The sequence below is a fragment of the Pseudomonas marginalis genome, from assembly GCF_001645105.1.
Classification (GTDB): Bacteria; Pseudomonadota; Gammaproteobacteria; order Pseudomonadales; family Pseudomonadaceae; genus Aquipseudomonas; species Aquipseudomonas petroselini.
In genome coordinates this window covers 423,657-448,062 of record NZ_LKEG01000026.1, presented here as the reverse complement: position 1 = coordinate 448,062, position 24,406 = coordinate 423,657, and the positions used below count along the sequence as shown (strand labels likewise).

Annotated in this window: 22 protein-coding genes and 2 pseudogenes; 9 read left to right on the top strand and 15 right to left on the bottom strand. The window is 59.8% G+C overall.

Annotated elements, in window-relative coordinates; genetic code table 11:
* The 3 genes from AO064_RS07005 to AO064_RS06995 form a co-directional block, all read right to left on the bottom strand.
* On the bottom strand, positions 1-2,058 hold the full coding sequence (locus AO064_RS07005; RefSeq protein WP_064052816.1) for a methyl-accepting chemotaxis protein: 2,058 nt from the start codon (positions 2,056-2,058) through the stop codon (positions 1-3).
* 402 nt (positions 2,059-2,460) lie between these two features.
* On the bottom strand, positions 2,461-3,156 hold the full coding sequence (locus AO064_RS07000) for a tRNA (adenine(22)-N(1))-methyltransferase (RefSeq protein ID WP_046036682.1): 696 nt from the start codon (positions 3,154-3,156) through the stop codon (positions 2,461-2,463).
* Positions 3,153-3,872 (bottom strand): FadR/GntR family transcriptional regulator, encoded by a 720-nt coding sequence (locus tag AO064_RS06995; protein WP_064052815.1) that lies wholly within the window; start codon positions 3,870-3,872, stop codon positions 3,153-3,155. The genes AO064_RS07000 and AO064_RS06995 overlap by 4 nt, the downstream gene beginning before the upstream one ends.
* 325 nt (positions 3,873-4,197) lie before the next feature.
* Here AO064_RS06995 and AO064_RS06990 point away from each other — a divergent pair, with 325 nt between their 5' ends.
* Together AO064_RS06990 and gudD are read left to right on the top strand one after the other, a co-directional pair.
* Positions 4,198-5,556, top strand: coding sequence for an MFS transporter (locus tag AO064_RS06990; RefSeq protein ID WP_064052814.1), 1,359 nt, complete (start codon positions 4,198-4,200; stop codon positions 5,554-5,556).
* A gap of 19 nt (positions 5,557-5,575) precedes the next feature.
* Positions 5,576-6,901, top strand: a complete 1,326-nt coding sequence (gudD, locus tag AO064_RS06985) for a glucarate dehydratase (RefSeq protein WP_015885038.1) — start codon at positions 5,576-5,578, stop codon at positions 6,899-6,901.
* A gap of 110 nt (positions 6,902-7,011) precedes the next feature.
* On the opposite strand, the pseudogene AO064_RS06980 reads toward gudD, so the two are convergent.
* The 3 genes and pseudogenes from AO064_RS06980 to AO064_RS06975 all read right to left on the bottom strand — a co-directional run.
* Positions 7,012-7,233: pseudogene (locus tag AO064_RS06980) on the bottom strand (helix-turn-helix domain-containing transcriptional regulator); the annotation flags it as partial.
* 1 nt (position 7,234) lies between these two features.
* Positions 7,235-7,309: pseudogene (locus AO064_RS31725) on the bottom strand (type II toxin-antitoxin system RelE/ParE family toxin); the annotation flags it as partial.
* A gap of 134 nt (positions 7,310-7,443) precedes the next feature.
* On the bottom strand, positions 7,444-8,370 hold the full coding sequence (locus AO064_RS06975; RefSeq protein WP_064052813.1) for an ABC transporter substrate-binding protein: 927 nt from the start codon (positions 8,368-8,370) through the stop codon (positions 7,444-7,446).
* Positions 8,371-8,611: 241 nt separating this feature from the next.
* On the opposite strand from AO064_RS06975, the gene AO064_RS06970 reads away from it, so the two are divergent.
* Positions 8,612-9,859, top strand: coding sequence for an acyl-CoA dehydrogenase family protein (locus AO064_RS06970; protein ID WP_064052812.1), 1,248 nt, complete (start codon positions 8,612-8,614; stop codon positions 9,857-9,859).
* 74 nt (positions 9,860-9,933) lie between these two features.
* Here the strand turns inward: AO064_RS06970 and AO064_RS06965 are convergent, their stop codons facing one another.
* Positions 9,934-10,869 (bottom strand): AraC family transcriptional regulator, encoded by a 936-nt coding sequence (locus AO064_RS06965; RefSeq protein WP_064052811.1) that lies wholly within the window; start codon positions 10,867-10,869, stop codon positions 9,934-9,936.
* 157 nt (positions 10,870-11,026) lie between these two features.
* On the opposite strand from AO064_RS06965, the gene AO064_RS06960 reads away from it, so the two are divergent.
* On the top strand, positions 11,027-11,785 hold the full coding sequence (locus AO064_RS06960) for an SDR family NAD(P)-dependent oxidoreductase (RefSeq protein ID WP_064052810.1): 759 nt from the start codon (positions 11,027-11,029) through the stop codon (positions 11,783-11,785).
* Between the two features lie 159 nt (positions 11,786-11,944).
* Here AO064_RS06960 and AO064_RS06955 read toward each other — a convergent pair whose 3' ends face one another.
* The 3 genes from AO064_RS06955 to AO064_RS06945 are packed head-to-tail and all read right to left on the bottom strand — an operon-like array spanning position 11,945 to position 14,082.
* Positions 11,945-12,922, bottom strand: a complete 978-nt coding sequence (locus AO064_RS06955) for a saccharopine dehydrogenase family protein (protein WP_064052809.1) — start codon at positions 12,920-12,922, stop codon at positions 11,945-11,947.
* Positions 12,919-13,320: a VOC family protein gene (locus AO064_RS06950; RefSeq protein WP_064052864.1), complete on the bottom strand. Its 402-nt coding sequence runs from the start codon at positions 13,318-13,320 to the stop codon at positions 12,919-12,921. The genes AO064_RS06955 and AO064_RS06950 overlap by 4 nt, the downstream gene beginning before the upstream one ends.
* Positions 13,321-13,338: 18 nt before the next feature.
* Positions 13,339-14,082, bottom strand: coding sequence for an SDR family NAD(P)-dependent oxidoreductase (locus AO064_RS06945; protein WP_064052808.1), 744 nt, complete (start codon positions 14,080-14,082; stop codon positions 13,339-13,341).
* Positions 14,083-14,220: 138 nt separating this feature from the next.
* On the opposite strand from AO064_RS06945, the gene AO064_RS06940 reads away from it, so the two are divergent.
* Positions 14,221-15,114, top strand: coding sequence for an AraC family transcriptional regulator (locus tag AO064_RS06940; RefSeq protein WP_102062091.1), 894 nt, complete (start codon positions 14,221-14,223; stop codon positions 15,112-15,114).
* 158 nt (positions 15,115-15,272) lie between these two features.
* Here the strand turns inward: AO064_RS06940 and AO064_RS06935 are convergent, their stop codons facing one another.
* The 3 genes from AO064_RS06935 to AO064_RS06925 are packed head-to-tail and all read right to left on the bottom strand — an operon-like array spanning position 15,273 to position 17,964.
* On the bottom strand, positions 15,273-15,956 hold the full coding sequence (locus tag AO064_RS06935) for an HAD hydrolase-like protein (protein ID WP_064052807.1): 684 nt from the start codon (positions 15,954-15,956) through the stop codon (positions 15,273-15,275).
* Positions 15,957-15,987: 31 nt separating this feature from the next.
* On the bottom strand, positions 15,988-17,502 hold the full coding sequence (locus AO064_RS06930; protein ID WP_064052806.1) for an MFS transporter: 1,515 nt from the start codon (positions 17,500-17,502) through the stop codon (positions 15,988-15,990).
* 57 nt (positions 17,503-17,559) lie between these two features.
* Complete coding sequence (locus tag AO064_RS06925) at positions 17,560-17,964, bottom strand: GlcG/HbpS family heme-binding protein (protein ID WP_082893894.1); 405 nt, start codon at positions 17,962-17,964, stop codon at positions 17,560-17,562.
* A 195-nt stretch (positions 17,965-18,159) separates the two neighbouring features.
* On the opposite strand from AO064_RS06925, the gene AO064_RS06920 reads away from it, so the two are divergent.
* Positions 18,160-19,110, top strand: coding sequence for a LysR family transcriptional regulator (locus AO064_RS06920; protein ID WP_064052805.1), 951 nt, complete (start codon positions 18,160-18,162; stop codon positions 19,108-19,110).
* Here AO064_RS06920 and AO064_RS06915 read toward each other — a convergent pair.
* Positions 19,103-19,525, bottom strand: coding sequence for a hypothetical protein (locus AO064_RS06915; protein ID WP_064052804.1), 423 nt, complete (start codon positions 19,523-19,525; stop codon positions 19,103-19,105). The genes AO064_RS06920 and AO064_RS06915 overlap by 8 nt on opposite strands.
* A gap of 809 nt (positions 19,526-20,334) precedes the next feature.
* On the opposite strand from AO064_RS06915, the gene AO064_RS32020 reads away from it, so the two are divergent.
* Positions 20,335-22,356, top strand: coding sequence for an FIST N-terminal domain-containing protein (locus tag AO064_RS32020; protein ID WP_064052802.1), 2,022 nt, complete (start codon positions 20,335-20,337; stop codon positions 22,354-22,356).
* Between the two features lie 86 nt (positions 22,357-22,442).
* Here the strand turns inward: AO064_RS32020 and msrA are convergent, their stop codons facing one another.
* Positions 22,443-22,949: a peptide-methionine (S)-S-oxide reductase MsrA gene (msrA, locus tag AO064_RS06900; protein WP_064052801.1), complete on the bottom strand. Its 507-nt coding sequence runs from the start codon at positions 22,947-22,949 to the stop codon at positions 22,443-22,445.
* Between the two features lie 135 nt (positions 22,950-23,084).
* Between msrA and AO064_RS06895 the strand changes: the two genes are divergently transcribed.
* The gene (locus AO064_RS06895; RefSeq protein WP_064052800.1) at positions 23,085-24,125 is read left to right on the top strand and encodes an alpha/beta hydrolase family protein; all 1,041 of its coding nucleotides are present in this window, start codon (positions 23,085-23,087) and stop codon (positions 24,123-24,125) included.
* 119 nt (positions 24,126-24,244) lie between these two features.
* Entirely contained in the window at positions 24,245-24,406 is a 162-nt protein-coding gene (locus tag AO064_RS29875; RefSeq protein WP_064490545.1) for a DUF2986 domain-containing protein, read from the top strand.

The following is a 24,406-nucleotide window of genomic DNA, read 5'->3' as shown; positions in this document are numbered from 1 at the left end:
TCAGCTCAACCGGAACCGCGCGGTGTTGTCACTCAACGCCTGGCTGCCCTTGCTCAGGGTGTCCGCTGCGCGGTTGACCGCTCGTGCACCTTCCAGCAAGCGCCCCGCCGCCTGGTCCACTTGCTGGATGTTGCCGCTCACCTCATCCGCCGTCGCGGCCTGCTCCTCGACCGCCGTGGCGATCTGCGCCAGGGTGTCGGTGACGTTCTGCACCGCGCCGGCGATTTCGCCTAAGCGCGCGCCCAGCCCGGTGACGGACTCGGCGTCGGTCAGCGCCTGATCGCACGCGGCGCCCATCAGGGTGACCGCCTGGCTGACGGTGGCGCGCAGGCTGTCCACGGTGCCGGCGATCTGCGCGGTGGAGGCCTGGGTGCGTTGCGACAGGCTGCGCACTTCATCGGCAACCACGGCAAACCCCCGGCCCTGCTCGCCGGCACGCGCCGCTTCAATGGCGGCGTTCAGTGCCAGCAGGTTGGTCTGCTCGGCAATGCCGCGAATGGTGTCGACCACCGACTGAATCTGCTGGCCCTGCTGGCTCACTTGTTCCAACGCGTTGGCGGTGTCGGTCAGGCGTTGGTTGAGCTGCTGGATGCTGGCGGTGGTGCGCTGGCTGTCGCGACTGCTGTCTTCGGCGATGCGCCGGGTTTGCTGGACACTGCCCGAGGCTTGTTCACAGCTTTGGGCGACGCCCAGGGAGGTGGCGGCCAACTGCGTGGCGGCGGCGGCAATCTGGCTGATCTGGTGCTGCTGGTCTTCGACTTCGGTGAGGGTGCTGCCCGACTGCGAATTGAGGGTGAGCACCGCCGAGCCGAGCTGCTGGGTTTCGTGATTGACCCCGAGCAGGCTGGTGCGCAATTGCACCACCGCGACGTTCAGCGCGGTGCTGATGGCGGCGAGTTCGTCGCGCCCCTCCACCGCCACTTCCACGCACAGGTTGCCATCGCGCAAAGACTCGGCGAGCGTGGTGATGCCGCTGGCGCTGCGGCGGATGGAAGTTTGCAGGCACATGAACAGGTACAGCGCCGCCAAGGCCAGCAGGCCGAACGTCAGCGCCAGCGGGATGAACTGTTGGCTCGCGCGGTCGTGGTAGTAGCTCAGGCGCGCATCCATGGACTTCAGCGACTGAATGCGCAGCGCGCCGAGCGAGTCGAGCATCGCGTCGATACTGCGTTCGAAACCGGCCGTGTCGAGCTTGATGCTGCCTCCGAATACGCCGTCGTCGAGCACTTTGAGTTCGTTATCCAGCAACTGCAGGCTGGCGTCGTACTGCGCGGTCCACGGTTCCATCCCGGCGTATTGCTTGGCCTTGAGCGAGGCGGCGGCCTTGGCCAACTGGTCCCGCGCATCGCCGATGCGGCTGCGCAGGTCGCGCAGTTGCAACCGGCTTTGCAAAGTGAACTGTCCCGAAGAAATAGACGATTGCCCGACGCTGGCCATCCGGCCGACCCGTTCAATCAGGTCAGGGGTGTGCTGGGTGCCCATCTGCATGAGCATGTAGGTTTCCAGCCAAGGGTCGAGGATCAGCCCGGCGTCCAGGGTGATCTGCTCGCGCAGGGTTTGCATCGCCGTCAGGGCCGCGGTGAAACGATCATAACCGTCCGGCCACCAGCCTACGGTGCGCAGGGATTGGGAGTCCATGCCCTTGACCGTGGCCTGCAACGCCTCGAAGCGCGCCAGGATGTCAGCGCTGGCGTTCTGGGTTTTCAGCGAATCGCCCAAGGCTTGCAGGCTTTGCTGGATCACTGGGAAATTCGCATCGACCTTGTCCATCGCGGCCTTCGCCGCCGGCGTCGGGGCGTGCAGGATGTCTGCCGCTTTCCAGCGCGCGGCCAGGTTGCGCTGAGCCGTCAACTGGCCATCCAACGCGTCCAGGGCTAACAGCTGCCGAAGGCCGGACTGCTCGCTGGAAATCACGCTTAATTTGTCGCGATAGTCCGACCCCATCATCCACAGGCTACCCGCCAGGGGCAGCATGAACAGGAAAAACAGGACCTGGAACTTACGCGCAAAGCCGAAACGCCCGAGCAGGCGGATACCGGGTGACAAAAGGCTGTGCATGTACGACAACTCCCCAAAACAACCCACACGGTGCGACGGTGGGCGAATGCTTGAAATGACTAACGGCAAAATGCCATGTCATTGATTGAGAAGGCCCAAGCAAGATACGGGCCGCTGGTGCACAGCCCTGAAACAGGGCGGGCGGTGCACCAGCAACCTCCTCTGCGTGCTCGAAAATGGGGCGAAAACACTCAGCATCGACAACGGCGCTGTCACCGTCGGAGACGACTGCCCGAGACGCGTTCCAAAACACCCTTAATCACAGGCATCCTATCGGCCGCTCCCCAACCGAACTTGAGGGCCCGCAAACGTACTTGTGGTGAGCGGGCTTGCCCCGCGCTGGGCTGCACAGCAGCCCCGAAAAGAACGTTGGCCACCTGACGCTTTTGACCCTTCACCCGCTCACGCCAGCAATTGAGCAATCCACCCCGCCTGCCGGGCAATCTCTTGCACCTTGTCCTCCGGCACCGCCTGCCGCGCGTGCTCCAGGCTCGCCAAGGTCTTCTGCTTCTGATGCAACATGCGCTGCCACTTGGCGATGAACGCCGGGCTACGCGCCTGCATCTGCAAGGGGCCGAAGTACAGCTGTTCAGCGCTATACACCACCGGCCCGGCGCGCTCGGCAACGATAATCTCGTAATAGAAACGGTTCTCCCGCAGCAGCTCTTCACTGCGGATCGAATAACCGTTGTCCATCAGCCACTGACGCAACGGCTGCTCACCGCCGTTGGGTTGCAGGACCAGCCGCTCCTGGCCGCTCAGATGCGCCTTGCCGCTTTCCAGAATGTCCCGGATCGTCTCGCCGCCCATGCCGCAGACGCTGATCGCGGTGATCCCGTCCGCCGCCTCGATGGCCGCCAGACCATCGGCCAGGCGCACGGTGATGTGCTGCTCCAGGCCGTTGTCACGCACGGTGCGTTGCGCCGCATGAAAAGGCGTCGTCGCCACCTCCCCCGCCACAGCCGCAGCGATCACACCCCGGCGCATCAACGCGACCGGCAGGTAAGCGTGGTCGGAACCGATATCGGCCAGGCGCGCGCCATGGGGCACGTTCGCCGCCACGCGCTCCAGGCGCAGGGATAAAGTGTGTTCGTTCACCGGTCTTGCTCCCCCGAAAAACGATCCCGGCTGTTGGTCAGGTGCAGCACCATCGCGGCGCGGGCGGCGTCCGGGTCCTGGCGTTTGATCGCATTGAAGATCGCCTCGTGTTCCAGGTTCGCCAACTGACCCAGTTTGGCAAAGTCGGCACCGCCCCGTTCATCGCCCTTCACTTGGGTGCGGGGGATCATCGCATTGCCCAGGTGCAGCATGATTTCAGTGAAGAAGGTATTGCCGGTGGCCTCGGCAATCAGTTGGTGAAAGCGTTTGTCTTCCTCCACGCAGCTGTCGTTGTTGGCCAGGGAGGCTTGGTAGTCATCCAGCGCTTGGCGCATGTGCGCGAGTTGTTCCCCGGTTCGGCGCAAGGCCGCCAGCGCCACGGCTTGCACCTCCAGGCCCAGGCGCAGTTCGAGCATGTTGCGCACGCTGGCCACCGTGTCCACGTGCAGGCGCAGCCCTTGTTGAGCCTGTTGCGCCAGCACAAAGGTGCCGATGCCATGACGCGTCTCGACCAACCCGGACGCCTGCAACTTCGAAAGCGCCTCGCGGACCACGGTGCGGCTCACCCCATGCTCAAGCACGATGGTGGATTCCGACGGCAATTTTTCACCGGGCTTCAACTGGCCGAGCAGGATGCGCTGGGTCAGGGCATCGACCACGCCTTGGGCCAGGTTGGTGGAGCGTCTACGGGGAGGGGTTGCGCTATCAATCGGCATTACGGCGGGTCCACGGGGTTGGGCTGGGGGGAGCTTAACACCGCCTGGACGGGCAAGGTCCTGCAAATCAAAAATACGCCCAACTTGTATGACAACCAACCTGAGCCGCCGGTTTAGTAAAAGTTTCAGAAATGCGTCTCCCCTTTCGCTAAACGCGCAAAAAACCCGTAAACACTGGAAAATAACCAGAACACACAATCAGGCAGGCCCCTTATAAGAACAAAAATACCCCCCATGCATTGCGATAAAAAGAAAACCACTTGTATGATGTCTATCAACAAAACACGCAAACCCGCATAAAAATAATCAGGGGGAGTTTTGAATTGTGAACAATTCAAGCCATGCATCTGCCGCACCAGAAAGTGATTCGGTCCTCGCGCGCGCCGTGAGCAAAGTGAAGGGCCATGTGCTCCCACTGTTCGTGATCATGTTCATCCTCAACTACATCGACCGGGTCAATATCGGCTTTGTACGCACGCACATGGAACATGACTTGGGCATCGGCGCCGCCGCCTATGGGTTCGGCGCCGGGTTGTTCTTCATCGGCTACGCCCTCTTCGAAGTACCCTCCAACATGCTGCTCCAAAAGGTCGGGGCACGTATTTGGCTGACCCGCATCATGTTCACCTGGGGCATCGTCGCGACGATGATGGCGTTCATCCAGAACGAAACCCACTTCTACATCCTGCGTTTTCTGTTGGGCGTGGCCGAAGCCGGTTTCTTCCCTGGGGTGATCTACTACTTCACCCGCTGGCTGCCGGGCGTGGAGCGCGGTAAAGCCATCGCGATTTTCCTCAGTGGTTCTGCGGTGGCCTCGCTGATTTCCGGCCCGCTGTCGGGGGTGCTGCTGCAGATCGAAGGGTTCGGCTTTCACGGCTGGCAGTGGATGTTTGCCATTGAAGGCCTGGCCTCGGTGGTGATCGGTTTCTTTGTGTGGTTCTGGCTGGACTCCAAGCCCCACGACGCCAAATGGATGACCCGCGAAGAACAGGACGCACTGGTCAACGCTATCGACCAGGAACAGCGCGAACGTGAAGCCCTCACCACCGTCAAACCGACGATTGGCAAGCTGCTCAAGGACCGTCAGATCCTGCTGTTTTGCGCCCTGTACTTTTGCATCCAACTGACGATTTACGCGGCGACCTTCTGGCTGCCGAGCATCATCAAGAAAATGGGTGACTTGAGTGATGTGCAGGTCGGTTTTTTCAACTCGATTCCCTGGCTGATCTCGATCATCGCCATGTACGCCTTCGCTTCGCTGTCGGGCAAGTTCAAGTTCCAGCAGGCCTGGGTGGCGGCAGCGCTGTTGATTGCAGCGGCCGGGATGTTCATGTCCACCACCGGTGGGCCGGTGTTTGCCTTTGTGGCGATCTGTTTTGCGGCCATTGGCTTCAAGTCGGCATCGTCGCTGTTCTGGCCAATCCCCCAGGGCTACCTGGATGTGCGCATCGCCGCAGCGGTGATCGCGTTGATCAACTCCATCGGCAACCTGGGCGGCTTCGTCGCGCCGACCACCTTCGGCTTTCTCGAACAGGCCACCGGTTCGATCCAGGGCGGCCTCTACGGCCTGGCCGGCACCTCGGTGCTCGCCGCGATCCTGGTGTTCTTCGCCAAGACGTCGCCGTCTGCCGTGTTGACGTCGCCCAGCGCGCCAACAGGCGCTGCCATCAGCAAACCTCTCTGAGCCCCTTTAGGAACCTGCCATGAATACTCCCGTCGTCACTCACTTCCAGGTCATCCCCGTCGCCGGCCACGACAGCATGCTGCTCAACCTCAGCGGCGCCCATGGCCCCTACTTCACGCGCAATATCGTCATCCTCAAGGACAGCAGTGGCAATACCGGCGTGGGTGAAGTCCCCGGCGGCGAGCGTATCCGCGAAACGCTCGAAGACGCCCGCAGCCTGGTGGTGGGCCAGCCGATCGGCCAGTACCAGCGTGTCCTCAACCAGATGCGCAGCACCTTTGCCTCACGGGATGCGGCCGGCCGCGGCCTGCAAACCTTCGACCTGCGCATCACCATCCACGCCGTCACCGCCGTGGAAGCCGCGCTGCTCGACCTGCTGGGTCAGTTCCTCGAAGTCCCCGTAGCCGCCTTGCTCGGTGAAGGGCAGCAGCGCGATGCGGTGAAAATGCTCGGCTACCTGTTCTATGTCGGCGACCGCAACGCGACCGACCTGGCCTACCGCAACGAAGCCGACAGCGACGATGAATGGTTCCGCCTGCGTCACGAAAAGGCCCTGACCAGCGACGCCGTGGTACGCCTGGCCGAAGCCGCCCAAGCCAAGTACGGCTTCAATGACTTCAAGCTCAAGGGCGGCGTGCTCAGTGGCGATGCCGAAATCGAAGCCGTCACTGCCCTGGCCGAACGTTTCCCCGACGCACGCATCACCCTCGACCCGAATGGCGCCTGGTCATTGAAAGAAGCCATCCGCCTGTGCCGCGACCAGCACCACGTACTCGCCTACGCCGAAGACCCCTGTGGTGCCGAAAACGGCTACTCGGGCCGCGAGGTCATGGCCGAATTCCGTCGCGCCACCGGCCTCAAGACTGCCACCAATATGATTGCCACCGACTGGCGCGAAATGGGCCATGCGATCCAGTTGCAATCGGTGGACATCCCCCTCGCCGACCCACACTTCTGGACCCTGCAGGGCTCGGTGCGCGTGGCGCAGATGTGCAACGACTGGGGCCTCACCTGGGGCTCGCACTCCAACAACCACTTTGATATTTCCCTGGCGATGTTCACCCAGGTCGCCGCCGCCGCCCCCGGCGACATCACCGCCATCGACACCCATTGGATCTGGCAGGACGGCCAACGCCTGACCAAGGCACCGCTGAAAATCGAAGGCGGCTACGTGAAAGTGCCGAGCAAGCCAGGCCTGGGTGTGGAGATCGACATGGACGCGGTGGCCAAGGCCCATGAGGTATACAAAGGCATGGGCCTCGGCGCGCGGGATGACAGCGTGGCGATGCAGTTCCTGATTCCGGGATGGCGCTTCAACAACAAGCAGCCGTGCCTGGTGCGGTAATTCCCTAAGGCAACTTAGGTGAATGTGGGAGCTGTCGAGCTCCCACAGTTGACCTTGGTTATTTTGCCGATGGTGGTCGTTTGATGGGCTGCACGGTCAGCTCAACCCCTAACGCCTGCCGCCTCGGCAACGTTGTTCACGCCTTGCGCTTTGGCGACCTCGGCAAGCGCCTTCATGAGTACCTGCGGATCTTGGGCCATCATGCTTTGCGCAATATACGCACTGATGGTTTCCGGGCTATCGAGGAAGCGCGACGCTTCATAAACGCTGGTACCGGACGTATCAAGATTGAGGATCGGCATGTCCTCGGGTTTGAATTTCGACTCGTTCATGTCATCTACCTCTCAGGGCATCAAGAATCTCTTTTGCGCGCTTGATTCCTCGCTTCTGGTCGGTTTTATCCCTCCCTCAAACCGTCGAGCCCTGTATCAAACTCGGGCGTCCTGCCAATCAGATCAGTCACAGAATTGCTTGTAGCCTGATGGCTACGCCCTGTCGATGCCAGTGATTTTTTGTTTCCGATGAGCCCCGGAAGAAAAATCCTAGTTCAGCACCCGATCAAACAACGGCGCCACGTCATACCGCTGCTTCAGCATCTGGGCATCTACCAGGAAATCCGCCGTTGCCTGGGCCTCGCTGACAATCGTCGGCGAGATCGGGAGCACCTTGATCGCGTCGCTCTTGAACCACACCTTGGCGATTTCCGGCGCCGACTGGTTGGCCTTGGACCAGGCTTCGGCGTACTCATCGATGTGCGTGTTGCTCCACTCCCGAGCGCGGGTGAGGCGGGCAATAAAGTCTTTGATGATCGCGCTTTTCTGCGCCAGGGCCGGCTCGTACGCCACGATGTAGGTGGGCGCGCTCATCAAGCCTTTGGCGTTGCGGATCAGGCTGCTGCCTTCTTTTTCCTGCAAGGACACGTAGGGTTCCCAGGTGCCGAAGGCGTCGATGTCGCCTTGCGTCAACGCCAGGCTCGCCTCGGCCGGCAGCAGGTACTTGAAGTGGACGCTGCTGCGCGGCACACCGGCCTCATCCAACGCCTTGTACGCCAACTGTTGGCTCCACGAACCGTTCCAGATGGCGACGGTCTTGCCCTTGAGGTCGGCCACTGAATGAATGCCCTTGCGCGCCACAATGCCGACGCCGTCGAGGCTGGTCTGGGTACTGGCGACCACCTTCACCGGCGCGCCATTCGCGGCCAGGCTGATCACCGGGGTATCGCCGACGATACCCACGTCCAGCGCGCCGCTGGCCACCGCCGAGGCCACGGGGGAGCCGGTGTTGAAACGCTTGAAATCGATGGTGTACGGCAGGTCTTTCAGCTCCCCGGACAGCTCCAGCACGATGCGGTTGGAGAAGAACTGGTCGCCCACCGTCAGGGTCAGCGGCTCCGCTGCCCAGGCGGAAGGGCCCTGCAGGGTCAGAGAAGCAAGGCCCAGCAACGAAAGCAGTGTTCGGCGGTTGATCATAAAAATTCCCACACGGTTAGATGGCTGTTTCAACCATCTGTGGGCATGCAGTCTGGTCGTTCAGCGTAGAAGCTATCGCAATAAGAGGGCGAGGTTTAATACTGTTGCGCACTATCGATAGAACCGTCGTACAGGTCGCTAGCTGCTTTTCGTATTAAAAACTTGGCCGCCTCTGAGTTAGGGTGACGTCACCAGACCACTGGACCCCAGCACCTGAACCACTTTCTGCAAGGTCCATTGCATGCCGACTCCCGCTTTGAATATCTGGGGCACGCCGCCCACTGCCCGCTACGAACACCTGGCCGCGCCGTTTCGGCCGCTGTTTGCGCACATCCTCGCGCAGGCCGCCGAGGCGGATCAGACACGCGCCAGCCTCGCCACGGTGATCCAGCAACTGAACGCCCTGGGCTTACCGCGCTGGCGTCTGCCGGCCAGCTATGGCGGCCAGGACGCCACGCTGGTCGAGCTGCTCACGTTGCTCACCGAGTTATCCGCCGCTGATTCCAACATCACCCAGGCCCTGCGTGGCCACTTTGGTTTTTGCGAAGACGTGCTCAGCGCCAAAGACCGTGACTGGCGCGCTAAATGGCTGGACCGGCTCGGCCAGGGCGCCCTGCTGTCGCCGGGCAGCACCGAAGTCGGCAGCCAGGCCCGTGGCGATTTCGACACCCGCCTGCACCGTGACGACGCCGGTGCGCTGCGTATCAGCGGCAAAAAGTTCTACACCACCGGCGCGCTCTACAGCGACCTGATCAACACCATCGCCACTGGCGAAGACGGCACGGTCTACAGCGTGGTCGTCGACCTCAAGGCCCCCGGCGTGCAGATCATCGATGACTGGAACGGCTTCGGCCAACGCCTCACCGCCAGCGGTACCTGCGTGTTCGATAACGCACCGGTGGTGGACAACGATGTGCGCCTCACCCACCAGCGCTTTGGCCATGGGCAATCATTCTTCCAGCTCTACCACCTCAGCACCCTCGCCGGCATCGCTCGGCGTGCCGCACTCAGTGGCGCCGAAGAACTCGGCAAACGCGCCCGCACCTTCACCACCGGCAACGCCGACACCGCAGGCCACGACGTGCAGCTGCTGCAAGTAATCGGCGAAGTCGCCAGCCAAGCCTATGCCGCCCAAGCCATCACCCAGCAAGCGGCGCAACGCCTGGAGCACACCGCGCAGTATGTGATTGCCCACGACCAACCGCTGCAGGATGACGACCCACAGGTGGCCTTGGCGGAGCTGGAAGTGTGCCTGGCGGTCAACCCGGTGGTCGACGCAACGCTTGCGGCAACCACGGCGCTGTTCGATGCACTGGGTGCCAGTGCCACCACCAGCGACAAAGCGCTGGACCGGCTGTGGCGCAATGCGCGCACCCTGGCGAACCACAACCCGCGCGTGTACAAGTCGCGGATTGTGGGGAATTACCTGGTGAACGGGATTTTGCCGCCGGCGCAGTGGCGGGTGGGTGTGGCAAAGGCCCAGGCCTGATGAACAGCTCATACCTGTAAATCGTCGCACCGCCCGCGCCACAGGTAGCGGTCGTCGCACTGGATACAGTGTACCTACTGCGCAGGAATCACGGTTTTGGCCTGCCCCTGATTGACGCTCGCAGGACGACCAATCGCCTGCCGTATCTCGCGCACATGACGCGCAGGCGATGCACCGAATTGCCGTAGATATTCGCGGCTGAACTGCGATGCGCTCTCATAACCCACCGCAAACGCCACGTCAGACGCACGATGCTCGCCCGCCAGTAAAAGCTGACGAGCTTCCTGCAATCTAAGCTGCTTCTGATAGCGCAGGGGGCTGAGGCCTGTCATCGACAGGAAGTGGCGATGCAGGCTCGCGCGACTCATGCCGCTTGCATCGCACAACGCGTCGATACGAAGTTGGACTTTGTAATTGTCCCTGATCCAGGCAACGGCGCGGCGGATGCTGGCCAGTGCGCCGTCGGGTTGGGCAATCTGACGCAGCAGCAGCCCTTGAGGCCCCTGAAGGAGACGATAGAGCAATTCCCGTTCGACCAAGGGGCCCAGCACCGGAATATCGGCTGGCGTGTCGAGCAATGACAAGAAGCGCAATAACGTATCGCGCAACGAAGCGCTCATCGGGTTGAGCGTGATGCCAATACCTTTTTGTTCGCTCTCGCGAAGCAGCGGCATACTCGCCGCCAATTCCGCCAGTATGGCTGGGTCCAGCACGAGCGATACCGCAACGTAGGGCTGCCCCCCTTCAGCATCAAGAATCTGCCCGATCAAAGGCAGGTCCAGGGCGCTGATGAGATATTGCTCACTGTCGTAGCTCAGAAGTGTGTCGTTAATCGCGACGCGCTTCGAGCCTTGCAGAATGAAGCAGATCATCGAGCGATACAGGCATGGCGCTTTATCTGTGGTGCCTTGCCCGACGCAGAGGTCCACACGCGGGATCCGCGTAGTGGTCAAACCCGGTGGCGCGTGGCGCAGGGCTATTTCAAGGTGCGGTGCAAGGTCGTTATTCATGGGCCGATTATGCCGAAGCACCGCTATCACGCAAGACGATTGATACAATCAGGCAATGAATTGAGCGCATCAGGCGTGGGTTGGCGACCGGTGATTGCCTATCGTGAGCAGGTCAAGAATGCGTCGAGAGGCGCGCCTAACCGAGCAGAGACTATCCATGACCCACCCGATCGCACTCATCACCGGCGCCAGCCGTGGCCTTGGCCGCAACATGGCCCTTCACCTCGCCAAGCGCGGCGTTCACATCATCGGCACCTATCGCAGCGGCGCGGCAGAAGCCGAATCGCTGATGCAGGAAATCGAGGCGCTGGGTGGCAAAGCCGCGGTGCTCGCGCTCGACATCACCGATACTGCCAGCTACCAGGCTTTTTCAAGCAAGGTGACCGATACGCTAAAGACCAACTTCGGTCGCGAGCGCTTCGACTTTCTCGTCAACAACGCTGGCAATGGCCTGTTTTCGAACTTTATCGACGCGACCGAAGACCAGTTTGCATCGCTGGTCGCCACGCACCTTCGCGGCCCGGTGTTCCTGACCCAGAAGCTGCTGCCTCTGATGGAAGACGGCGGCCGCATCCTCAATGTTTCGTCCGGTTTCGTGCGCTTTACCCTGCCGGGGTACAGCCTATATGCGGCGGTGAAGGCTGCAGTCGAAGTGCTGACCCGTTACATGGCGGTAGAACTGGGTCCGCGCCAAATTCGGGTGAACGCGATTGCTCCGGGCGCCATCGCGACCGATTTTGGCGGTGGCGTGGTACGCGACAATCAGGACGTGAACGCCTACGTGGCACAAGGCATCGCACTCGGGCGCGTCGGTCTACCCGACGATATAGGCGCAGCGGTTGCCGCCATCCTGTCCGATGACATGGCCTGGGCTAACGGCACCACGTTTGATATCTCGGGCGGGCAACTGCTCTAGCCACAACCGCATTGCCCCATCCGTCTTCGACGTTTGAAAGGCTCGCCATTGCCACAGACGGAAACCGCCGGCGTGTGCGCTTGAAATACGCGTCTCTAAGGTGGCACGGTGCCTTCGCCCGAGAGCGCACCGCAACCACCTGAATCGCCAGCACCAACGTTAAAAGTTGGTAATTACCGTCCCGGCAATGCTCTGGGCAAATCCATCGCCGAAGACCGTGGCCGGTGTCGCAAAGCCCGTGCGTCGTTCGCCGTTCAGTACACGGCGCGCAGCTTCCACCGCTGCCAAGGGTGTATAGGAATAGCCGTTCACGGTTTCGATCACAGACCTTGCGGTTGTTCCATCGGCACCTATGACCTCAACCACTGCGCGGGCGCGATGTGCATCCCGCTGCTCTGCCGTGGGCCCGTCAGGCAGTTGCGACAGATCACCTTCTGGAAACGCATCACCCGCGATATGCACAAACATCGCGATATTAGGAATGCCCGTCGAATGCCAACCTGTGACCAGGTCACCAAAGGAGAGCGGCGCGCAAAGGACCGGCCCCTGACCAAAGTCAAAGTGCCGTGGCGTCGCATCGGGCGCCATAACCAATTCGCCGTCCACCCTGGTGAGTAGGCCGGCACCGATGATCTCACTGACGCTCATGGCCGACCCACGGGACATTGACCCTGGGACCTGAAGTGCAATGCTCAGCGCCAGCGGCTTTTCAACGCGCCTGGCAACCTGCACCGCCAGCGAATCAGTGGGGACGACGTCCCAACCAACGCCTGGCAACAGCATCACCTGATTGGCAGCGGCTTGAACGCCCAGTCTCTCAGCCAGCCGGTAAACGTTGATCTCGGCGGTGATGTCCAGATAGTCGACGCCAGCCTTGATGCACGCGTGTATCAGTGGTTCTGCCGTTTGCGCGAATGGCCCCGCGAAGTTTAGTAATACCGCGATGCCAGACAGATCAGTGTCGGTCACTGCGCCCGTATCGAACACTCGATATGGCACGCCCAATTGCGCGGCAAGGGTGGCAAGCCGCTGCTCGCTGCGTCCGGCGATTTCAACATTCAGCTCAAGCGCTTTTGCCCGCTGGGCCGCCATACGACCGGTGTAGCCCGTGGCTCCGTAGATCAGAAGTGTGCTCATTGGGCGTGCTGCCATTTTTTATAGACGAATTCCAGGCTGTACCCATCCGGGTCCAGTACATTGGCTGCGTAGTAATCGGGGTCGTAGTGTAAGCGGGCGCCCGGCGCACCATTATCGATGGCGCCCTGCGCTATGGCCGCGGCGTAGGCAGCATCAACTTCGGCCTTGTTGTTCGCGACGAAACCCACGTGCACAGCCCGCCCTTCAGATACACCTTCGCGCAACCAGAAAAACATGCGGCCATTGGCGCCAAAACCTTTCAGGTCTGGATGCCCCGGTGGACCGTCCTTGCCGTCGTAGTCCAAACGCGCGGTGATGCCCAGCGGCGTCAGTGCAGCCTCATAGAAACGGATAGAGCGTGCGATATCGCTTACCGACAAAAAAATATGATCAAGCATGGTGTACACCCCGTATGTTCAGATGTTGTAGCCGCCGGCGACTTCAATCGTCTGGGCATTGATCCAAGCGCCCTCTTCGGACAGCAGCATGGCAATCACCCGCGCGACATCTTCGGGCTCACCCACCCTTCCGAGTGCTGTTTGCGCCGCCAGCATCGCTTCGAACTCGTCGTTCAGCCCGCCACCCAGCTCGGTACGGATAGCACCCGGTGAGACGGCATTGGCCCGTATGTGCCGCTCACCAAACTCTTTGGCCATATAGCGAGTGAGCACTTCGAGCCCGCCCTTGAACGCGGCGTACGGTGCAACGCCAGCGGTGGCTACACGAGTAGTGGCGCTGGTCAGGTTGACGATACTGGCGCCTTCCGTCAGCAGCGGCAGCAATGCCTGAGTGAGAAAAAACGGACCTTTGAGATGCACGTTGAACAAGTCATCGAACTGCGCCTCGCTGACGGAAGCCAACGGGTTGAACAGGCCATACCCTGCGTTGTTGACCAGGCCACTCAGCGTAGTGGCATTCCACGTCTCCCGCAGGGCTACCACGACTGCCTCGCGAAATGCCTCAAAACTGCCAACCTCCGAGACATCGAGCTTGAGCGCTACGGCTTTCCCACCTGCGTCCTCAATGTGCTTCACCACCGACGCTGCCGCCTGGGGGTTGGCGTTATAGGTCAGGATGACGCCCATCCCTTTTTTGGCAATATGCTCAGCGGCACTGGCACCGATTCCGCGACTGCCGCCTGTGATCACGATGACGCCCATATCCGTTTCCTCTGTGCTTGGAATGTGCATCCAGAGTAATAATCAGCGCCTGACAGGTCATATCCGTTCCTACTCGAAACCTGCCTGTTTCTGCTTTTTGCTTGCGCGTGGAGCCGTTATGCCTTCAGCATGCCAACCATGGACAACTCACTCAAAGAACTCAGATCACTGGCGGCCGGCGCTGAAAACCGCCGAACCGAAACAGGCATCCCGCGCGTAGCGATGGTTCAAGGCAAGATCCCCGAGCACCTGCTGGCGGCGGTCTATGACCCCATGATCAATTTGATTCTGCAAGGCAGCAAAAGCATGACCGTGGGTAATCGCACGCTTAGGTATGATTCTGCGACCTACTTCGTCATGTCCATCGATTTACCCGCCGTGGGCTTAGTACATCCCGCCGCATCAGGCGAGCCTTATCTGGCAGTCAGCCTGACGCTTGACCCGGTGGTGCTGTCGACATTATTCGCCGACTTGCCCAAACCTGCCGCCCGCATGGAAAATAATCCCGGCTTTTCGGTGGCCTCGGTTACGACCGAGTTGATGGACGCATGGGTACGCATGCTCCGACTGATGGGCGATCCAGAGGCCATCGCAGCGTTGGCCCCGGTTTACGAGCGGGAGATCATCTTCCGCGTCCTACAGGGGCCGCATGGCTGGATGCTCAGAGAGATCGCAGCGCCTGATACCGCAATGGCCCGCGTTAACATGGCTATCCAATGGATTCGCCGCGACTTTGCCGAGCCCATCGGCGTAGAACGGTTGGCGGAGCGAGCATCGATGAGCGTCTCGGCATTTCATCGCCATTTCAAGGCTGTCACCAACTTGAGCCCCTTGCAGTATCAGAAACGCGTGCGCTTGCTACAGGCGCGAACATTGATGGTTGCAAGTTCCATGAGCGTCATGGCTGCAGCCTTCGAGGTTGGCTACGAAAGCGCCACGCAATTCAGTCGAGATTATGCCCGGGTGTTCGGGCTATCTCCTGCAAAAGATGCGGGGCGGATCCTCAGCGATACGAGAGACGTCAGACGCTAGTCGGTGACAGCACTCAACCGAACCTTACGCGCGGTGCCACTCGCCGCGGTGACCGATATGAGCGCCGCCCATCCTTGGAAAACCGCTGACCTTAGTGCGTGCAAAGGGTCCGGAATTTAGTAGACCGACAAGGACGAGAGCCCATCCTTAGGTGCTGCTCAGTGCCCATGCAAGCCAACGATGCCGAGAACATCTCTGAATTTTATGAGATTAACGGCTGTGCAATCGTCAGGCAGAGATCCATAGCCCCAACTGGCAAAGGCAAACGGTATTCCGTATCCGCGTGCGGCTTCAAAATCGTTCTTATTGTCGCCTATCATTATTTTGGGAAGCGTTGCGTAATCGGCACGCGCTACCAACGCACCCAGGTGTCCGGGGTCAGGCTTCTTGAACGACACGGTATCCCCGCCGCACACCCTATCAATAAACCTCAACAGGTCGGTTTGTTTAAGAATATCGATGGCAATCGATTCGTCTTTATTGGTACAGACAGACATTCTCCACCCCGCTTCTTGCAACGCGCCAAGGGTTTCCATCACCTCGTCATAAGGCTTTGTCATCGAATGGTCGGTGTGTTCGTAGCGCGAGATGAAGGTATTGATCGCTTCTTCCATAGCATTCATCCCTCGTAAACAGAACGCTCGCCTGGCAAATGACCGCAGCCCGTCACCGAGGAACTTTGAAGCCGTCGCGACCAAAAGAGGCTCAAGATCCGACTCGATAAGAAGGGTGTTCAGTTGAGCTGTCATGTCGCCCGCTGAATCGACGAGCGTGCCGTCCAGGTCAAAAATGATCGCGCCTGTCTCTACCGGGTGTGCAATGTTCAGGTCGTTTATCGACATGGGGCTTTACTCGCGTTTGGCAGGGCTCTGGTTAGATTGCAGGGTTCTGGCTATAGCGTCGTTTGCTGCGCATCAGCCCATACACCGCAGCGGATGCGAGCAGCGAGAACATAGCGGCAATCACAAATGCGCCGGCAAACCCCTGGCTGTAACTCTGCCGGGCAAGCCCACTCAACGTTTCGTTTAAGTCGTGGGGATACAGTGCGATAGCACGTTCGAAGTCGCCTGCCATGACGTATTCGGAAAACCCGGGTTGAGCAGAAACTCCCGCGTCTATCAGTTTGCTTTCAATCGCCGATTTCACGCCGCTGGCCATTACCGCTCCGAGTCCAGCGAAACCCAACAATATGCCGGTGAATCTGGAGGTAGTGCTGATGCCGGATGCCATTCCGGCGCGACTTCGAGGAACCGTGCCCATGATGGCCTTCTGGGTTTCGCCATTCAGCAATCCACCGCCTGTTCCCAGAATTGCCATGCCGGAAATCAGCAACAGTTCTCCCTGCTGAACGGCGGCGAACATCAGGATAAGGTTACCAAGTGCAACGATTAAGAGGCCCAGCGCCAGGATGCCCGCGCTCTCAAGGTAAGGCGAAAGTCGCCTACCTACTTGCGGAAAAATCAGCATCGCAACGGCAAATGGAAGCATGGCGATACCCGCTTGGAGGACCCCGTTGCCACGGCCATTTTGTAGAAAGAGCGGTAACAGCGATGCCATGACTTGAGCAGACGAGGCATAGGCTAGCATCGCGAGTACGGCGCCAACGAAGGGCCTGGCTGTGAACAATTCGAGATCCAGCATCGGGTAGGGGCGACGTTTTTCGACCCAGACAAAGACTGCGAACAACAGCAGCCCCCCGATCATGCTCATGAGGACAGGGACACTCGACCATCCATGACTGGGACCGGCGATGAGTGCCCATGTGGCACTGAACATCCCTAGCGCGAAAAGCGCAATTCCCGGGATGTCCAGCGTTCTCGGCGTGGGATCACGAGATTCATCCACCAGCGTCACGACCGCTGCCGCCAGCAATAAGCAGACGGGGATGTTGATATAGAACGCCCAGCGCCATCCAAGTGAACTACTGATCACTCCACCTATGAGCGGCGAGACAACCATGGTGAGTCCCATGATGCCGCCCCATATCGCCCAAGCGTGGCTGCGCGATTTTTCATCGTGAAACGTGTGCCCGATGATGGCGAGGGCAGGAGCAAGCAGGAAAGCGGCTCCGACGCCCTGTACCGCTCGCGCCAGATACAGGCCTGGTGCTGAAGGCGCCAAACCACAGGCCAGGGAAGAGGCTGCAAAGAGCGCTATTCCGAACAGAAAGACGCGTCGCCGGCCGTACCGGTCAGCGATGGAGCCCGCCGGAAGCAAGAGGGCAGCGAAGCAGAGCACATAGGTGCTTATGACCCACTCGACCTCTGCAAACGAGGCTTGAAGATCCCTGGCAATGGTTGGCAAAACGATGCCCACGACGTTCGTATCTAGAACGGTCATGGCACAGCCCGCCGACGCGACAACCAGTATGGCCGCTTCTTTTCTCATGGAATGACAGTCTCTTCTAATAGCGGGAGCGGTAACTGCACGTTTTCAACAGGGCATTTATTTAAATGCAGCCAGCCCGGCTTGAGCGATCTCTTCATCGTGCTGGGGTGTGTCCGCAGATACCCCTACCGCCCCAACGGTGTGTCCGTTGACGATGATCGGAAAACCACCACGCATCAGCACAAAGCCTTGGGCGGTGATCGCGGCAGGTCGGGGGCCGTTGATGGCATCTTCCAAGGCGCCGCTGGGACGTCGGAACAGAGCGGCGGTACGCGCTTTTCCGGGGGCGAGCTCAACACCCGCTGGCACAGCGGCGTTGTCCATGCGAACGAGGAGAATGGGCAGACCAGCACTATCGACAACGGAGATGACGCACGGCCACCCAGCCGTTTGCGCCTTCGTTTGCGCCGCTGTGAGGATCTGTTGAGCGGCGGCAAGCGTCAGAACTGGCTGGTTGGGCAAATCTAATGCGGCGGCTGGCAAGGAAACCAGTGCGAGGGATCCCGCTAGGCCAACAGCGATTGCGACGGGGGGAAGACGGAACACGGTGAACTCCTGGGAAAGTGAGTCCAACGATTGAAACAGGGGAGACAATTCAGAACAATAAAGCCTATCAGCTATATAATTCAGGAAAACTGAATACTGGAATCAAGTGACATGGACATTCGCCATCTTCGCGCCTTCGTCACCGTTGCGGAAAATCTACATTTTTCACGCTCAGCTGAGCAGTTGGGCGTTTCGGCCCCAACGCTCACTGCGCAGATCCAGGAAGTAGAGCGCTTGTTAGACGCTCGGCTGTTTAACAGAACAAAGCGGTCTGTCGTTTTGAAGCCGGCTGGGGAAGCGTTTCTGATAGAAGCCCGCTCTACCCTTGAGCAATTTGAGAGGGCTATTAACGTGGGCCAACGTGCAGGCCGAGGCCAGGTTGGCCGAGTGGAAATCGGCTACGTTGGTTCAGCCGCCTTTTTCGGGGTACTCCAGGACCAAGTCCAGCGCTTTCGCAATCAGTGGCCAGACGTCATGGTGAACACCAAGGAACTCCCTACCGAGCAGCTCACGGCACTTCTTGAGGATGGGCGGATTGATGTGGCCTTTGTACGAATGCCCGTGCATCTACCTGATGCAATCTCCAGCCGTATTTTGGCGCGCGACCGCTTCTGCCTGGCGCTGCCAGCTGACCATGTCTTGGCGAAGACAGATGATGCCATTCGCCCGAGTGCGCTTGCGAGCGAGTTGTTTGTGCTGCCTGAACAAGCGCTAGGGGTGCGTGAGGTGGCCAAGCGCGGGAGATTCGATCCATACATTGTCTCGGCGCCTGGAAGTCTGGTCGCAGTGCTGACACAGGTGGCACTGGGCGTGGGTATAGCGGTCATTCCCAGCGTTCTGATTCAAACGATTCAACTGCCGAATGTGGTCTTTCGGGAGATCGCCGGGCCTCCCATTTTTTCAGAGGTGGGGGCTTTGTTTCGCCGCCATGAGAGGCTGCCGATTGTGTGCAACCTGATTAGCCAGATCCTTGAGACCGATGGCGTGCGAGCTGACGCGGTAGAACGTTTCCGACAAACCGCTCCAGGCCCTGGCGAGCGGTTTGACCCATTTGCTAGCTAGAGGTAATCGCAGATAATTGTTTGCACAAATAGGCATCCTCTCTTGGGAGGAAATGTTCAGGGCTTTCATTGCATGAAAACGCTTCGAAAACGTGATTGATAACTTTCTTGGCTTGGTCCGTAGTAAGGACTCGCGTGTCTATCAGGTCAAGAAGAGCATCGGCTATCTCGTTTAAACTAAAGCAGTATTCTTCAGCAGCAATACTAAGCAGTGCTCGCATTTCCCTGTATTTACTATCTGGATGTACCTTGTTTGTCAGAAATTCAAGTGGATCTTCCAGAATTTCAAAAGGGTAAATCTTTTGATACCTGCCGCAGTAGTCTATAAGCGTCCGCCTGACCTTCACGCCATCAATTTTTTGAGAGTTAGCCTCTAACAGTGCATTAACTTTCGTACCAGCTATCCAGTTTTTCATCGCGAGGTCTACTTTCGTTAGCGCTTATTCAAGGGAAAACGACCAGCAGGTTCTGGCCGATTGCTGCTGTACACAACTGAATGCCGTCGGCCAAAAAAAAGCGGCCCTGACCGCCGAATGACGGCTAAGAAATCTGATCACCTATCACTATAATGGAGACTCCGAACGTTACGTCAGGTAGCCGGGTAGCCTCAGCCAATGCCTGTAAAGGAGTCGGCAAGTCGAACAGTGTCAGTGGATTCAGTGGTCGGTATTGCAGCTCATACCCCCTCAAGGCCTGGGTTGCAGCGCGATGAACGTCAGACCAGTCATACGCAAAGAACCCGCGTTTGGCAAATTCAACGAAAGCGTTTGCGCCGGCCATGGCAGTGACCCGATCTACATCGGACACCTCCGGCAATGAAAGTACAAATTCCTCGGAGTTCTCGACTGAGGGCAGTGCAGAGTCAGGAACCGGCCCCTGGCCACCCGTAGTGAAGAGCGCAACCTGACCGACGGCGTCGGTGGCGACCCATCCAACATCAAAGTCCTGAGGAACGAAGGAAGTCACCATTTGCACCTACTTTAGAAAAAGGGACGAGTTGATTTGCCAACTCTACTTGGCAGCCCAGAGTGTGTAAAAGCGCGTCGCGCAAATTGTCCAAGCGGGAAGAAATGCGACGGTTTGTATTCTCCCAGCTTTAAACATCTGCGTCTGGCCGACAGCAGTCTANNNCCCCCCCCCCCCCCCCCCCCCCCCCCCCCCCCCGCCGATAACCTAACTATCCACACACATCTCCCGTGTGCCCCCCCTTTCGAGCCCCCACCTAATGAACCCACTCTCCCTCTTCAAAAGCCCCCGGGCCGCTCGTCAAGGCACCACCACGCTCACCTGCACCGCCAACGACCTGGACGCTTCCCTCACCACCCTGCGCATCACCCCCACCCTGATCACCGGTTTCATTTCCCCCCACCTCGACATCGACGCCATCGCCGCCAAGCTCAAACGCCGCTTCCCACAGTCCACCATCAGCCTCTGCACCACCTCCGGCGAGCTCTGCAACGCCCCCAATTCGCTGTATTGCGCCACGGGCGAGCGTTGGGACCGGATCGTCTTGCAGCTGTTCGACGACAGTGTGATCGCCTCCGCCGAAGTCGTGATGGTGCCGCTGGAATGCGAGGACATCCGCAGTGGCGGCAAGCGCATGGGCATGCAGGAGCGCATTGCCAAGTTGGTGAGCAATATCAAGCGGGTGCAGGTGCGTACCTCGATTGATCATCGCGATACGTTGGCGTATGTGGTGTTCGATGGGTTGTCGGCGTCGGAGTCGTTTTTTATGGAGGCGCTGTATGAGTCGGGGCGCTTTCCTTGCCTGTTTGTGGGGGGGTCGGCCGGGGGTAAATCGGATTTCAAGAAGACGCTGATTCATGACGGCCAGCGCAGTTATCAGCACCATGCGCAGATTGTGTTCCTGAAGACGGCGGCGCAGGTGCGGTTTGGGGTGTTCAAGAGCCAGAACTTCAAGCCGGCGGATTTGACCTTCAGTGTGCTGACGGCTTCGGTGGAGGACCGCACGATTGATCAGGTGATCGACAGCGCCGGCAATATCAAGAGCATGGTGCAGGCGCTGTGTGATGCCTTCAGTTGTGCGCCCCAGGCGCTGGAGTCGAAGCTGGCGGATTATTCGTTTGCGATCCGGGTGGGCAGTGAGTTGTTCGTGCGGTCCATTGCGCGCATCGACTTTGAGCAGCAGATCGTGCAGTTGTTTTGCGACGTGGCGCCGGGCGAGGAGTTGGTGATGGTGCGGCGCACACCGTTGCGTGAGGCGACGCGGTTGGACTACGAGCAATTTTTGCGTGGCAAGGGCGGTGTGCCGGTAGCGGGTATTTTGAATGACTGCATTTTGCGTCGACTCAACAACGCCGCCGAGCTGGGCAGCATGGCCGGGGCGTTTGGGGACGTGCCGCTGGCGGGGTTCTCGACCTTTGGTGAGATTCTGGGGTTGAACCTGAACCAGACGCTGACGGCGATTTTCTTTTTCCGGGTGGCCAAGGGGGCCAGTTTCAGTGATGAGTACGTGGATAATTTCATCGCGCACTATGGCGAGTTCAAGGCGTTTTTCCTACGTCGCCAGGTGAAGAAGCTGGCGGGGTTGAACCATGTGGTGGTCAAGCAGATTGCCGCATTCAAGAACAACGACTTCACCAACACCCTGAATACCCGTGGGCTGGACCGCAATATCCTGCCGGTGTTCGAAGGCCTGGCGGACTTGGGCCTGGTGCTGGCACATGCCGAGCGTCAGCAGGAGGACATCGCTGCGCAGCTCAAGCATTACTCCGGTGAGCTGCATGCGTCGATGGACGACCTGGTGGGCACTATTGATCGGCAAAACAGCGTGTCGGCCCAGGCAGGGGCGACGGTGGAGGGGCTGTCCAGCCAGGCGGATGTTGCCGTTGAAGGCGCGCGCACGCTGGCCGGTTCGAGTTTGCGTATCCAGTCGATTGTGCAGGTGATCCAGCAGATCGCCGGGCAGACCAACCTGCTGGCGCTCAACGCCGCCATCGAAGCGGCGCGCGCGGGTGACCTGGGCCGTGGCTTTGCGGTGGTGGCCGATGAGGTGCGCAAACTGGCGGAGATCACGCGTAAGAATGCGGCGGAAATCGGTGTGGATATCGACCTGCTATCGAGTGAAATCCAGCGCGTTGCGCAGCAGATTGAAGATCAGTCCACCGGGGTCGGCGCACTGCGCGAGATGCTCGATGCACTGGAGGCCTCCAGCCGCGCCACGGAAGGCACGGCGCAACGCACCAAAACCATTGCGGATACGTTGACCGGGCTGACCCACGCGTAGGCAAGGCAACGGTTCACATCAAGAGGCGGCGCGCACACCTTTCGCTGGCGCGCCGCCACCCTTGACCTTCCTCCTCACCGCCCTCTTCAACCCCGCTTCGGCAGCTTCCAATTTGGCCGCACAAAGTGGCACGTATACCCATTAGGAATACGCTCCAGATAATCCTGATGCTCCGGCTCCGCTTCCCAAAACGGTCCGGCCGGTTCTATCTCAGTGACCACGCGACCCGGCCACAACTGGGATGCATCGACATCCGCTGCCGTATCTTCGGCAATATCCCGCTGCTGCTCACTCAGGTAATAAATCGCCGAACGATAACTGGGCCCAAGGTCATTGCCCTGCCGGTTGGCCGTGCTCGGGTCATGGATCTGGAAAAAGAATTCAAGAATCTGCCGGTAACTGATCACCGCCGGGTCAAACACGATCTCAATCGCTTCGGCATGGTTGCCATGGTTTCGGTAGGTGGCGTTCGGCACATCGCCGCCGGTGTAGCCAACCCGCGTGTGCAGCACGCCGGGGTAGCGGCGCAAAAGGTCTTGCATGCCCCAGAAGCAGCCGCCGGCAAGAATGGCGGTTTCGGTTTGGTTGGTCATGGTCGGCATTTCCCCTGAATGGATACTGAGTAGTTATGGGGCTGTGTTGGCCAATACCAAGGGCGGGTTGGGGGGGTACCCAGACGAACGGTTTCAGGTAATGATGCACGCCCCGAATCAAGGACGATAACAAAAATGAAAACCGCTTTTCGCGCCCTGTTCCTGCTCTGCCTGGCCACGCCCGCCTTCGCCGACGAACGCTCCGTCGGTTTCACAACCACCACGCTGCCCGCCGCGCCAACCAACCGCGCGCTTGAAATGGTGGTCTGGTACCCCGCCGCCACCACCGCCCAACCCAAGCTGATCGCCGACAACGCGGTCTTCATCGGCGCCCTTGCCGTGCCTGACGCACCACCGGCCAGCGGCGACCATCCGCTGGTCGTGCTCTCCCACGGTTACGGCGGCAATTGGGGCAAACAGGTGTGGCTGGCCAGTGCTTTGGCGCACAAGGGTTACATCGTGGCGGCGGTCAACCACCCCGGCACCACTACCCAGGACCGCAGCCCGCAAAACGCCGCGCAGCTATGGCAACGCCCGGCCGACCTGAGCCGTGCTATCGATGCGGTCCTGGCACAGCCGAAGCAATTTGGCGCAGTGGCGAAAAACCAGATTGCCGCCGTGGGCCACTCCCTCGGCGGCTGGACCGTGCTGGAAATCGCCGGGGCGCGCTTCGACCCCGACCTGTTCAGTCGCGACTGCGACGTACACCCTAAACTGGGCGGTTGCATTGGCTACCGGGAGATGAACCCCGCCGGCACACCAGACGGGAAGGCCCAACTGGCGGCGGATTTGCGCGACAAGCGCGTTACCGCCATCGTGTCATTGGACCTGGGCCTGTCGCGCGGTATGACCGACGCCAGCCTGGCCGCACTGCAAGTGCCGACATTGGTGATTGCGGGGGGCGTGCCAACCGAGGATATGGACTTCAATCTGGAGTCCGCCGACTTGGCCAAACGGCTGCCAGAAGCGTCGACGCAGTACGTGAAGATCGACGATGCCACTCACTTCAGTTTCATGCCGATCTGCAAGCCAGGTGGCATGGCCTTGGTTGAAGAGAGTTCGCCAGGCGATGGCATGATCTGCCGGGATGGTGAGGGCGCGCGGCCGCGAGCGGTGATCCAGCAGCAGGTGATCGCGCTGATCAGCGATTTTTTGCAGCGCACGGCTCACCCCTAAGAGCAACGCCAACCGTCGGAAAAGGCTTTATCAAGCGCCTTATGCTGAAAAGCGCGCAGGGGAACAGCCCGCTTTTTTAAACTGGTATCATCGAGGCCTTTCAAAGGTTGGTAAAAGACATGAATCGCCAGAAAAAACTCCAGCAGCTCTTCAAGGCCAAAGCCAAAAAAGCCAGCGCCAAATTGGCGCCGAAGAAAAAAGATACGTACATCAGCAAAGCGGACCGGGAAAAGCTGGCGGCTGAAGCCGCTCAGGCGCCAGACATTTCTCCGCAGAGCTGA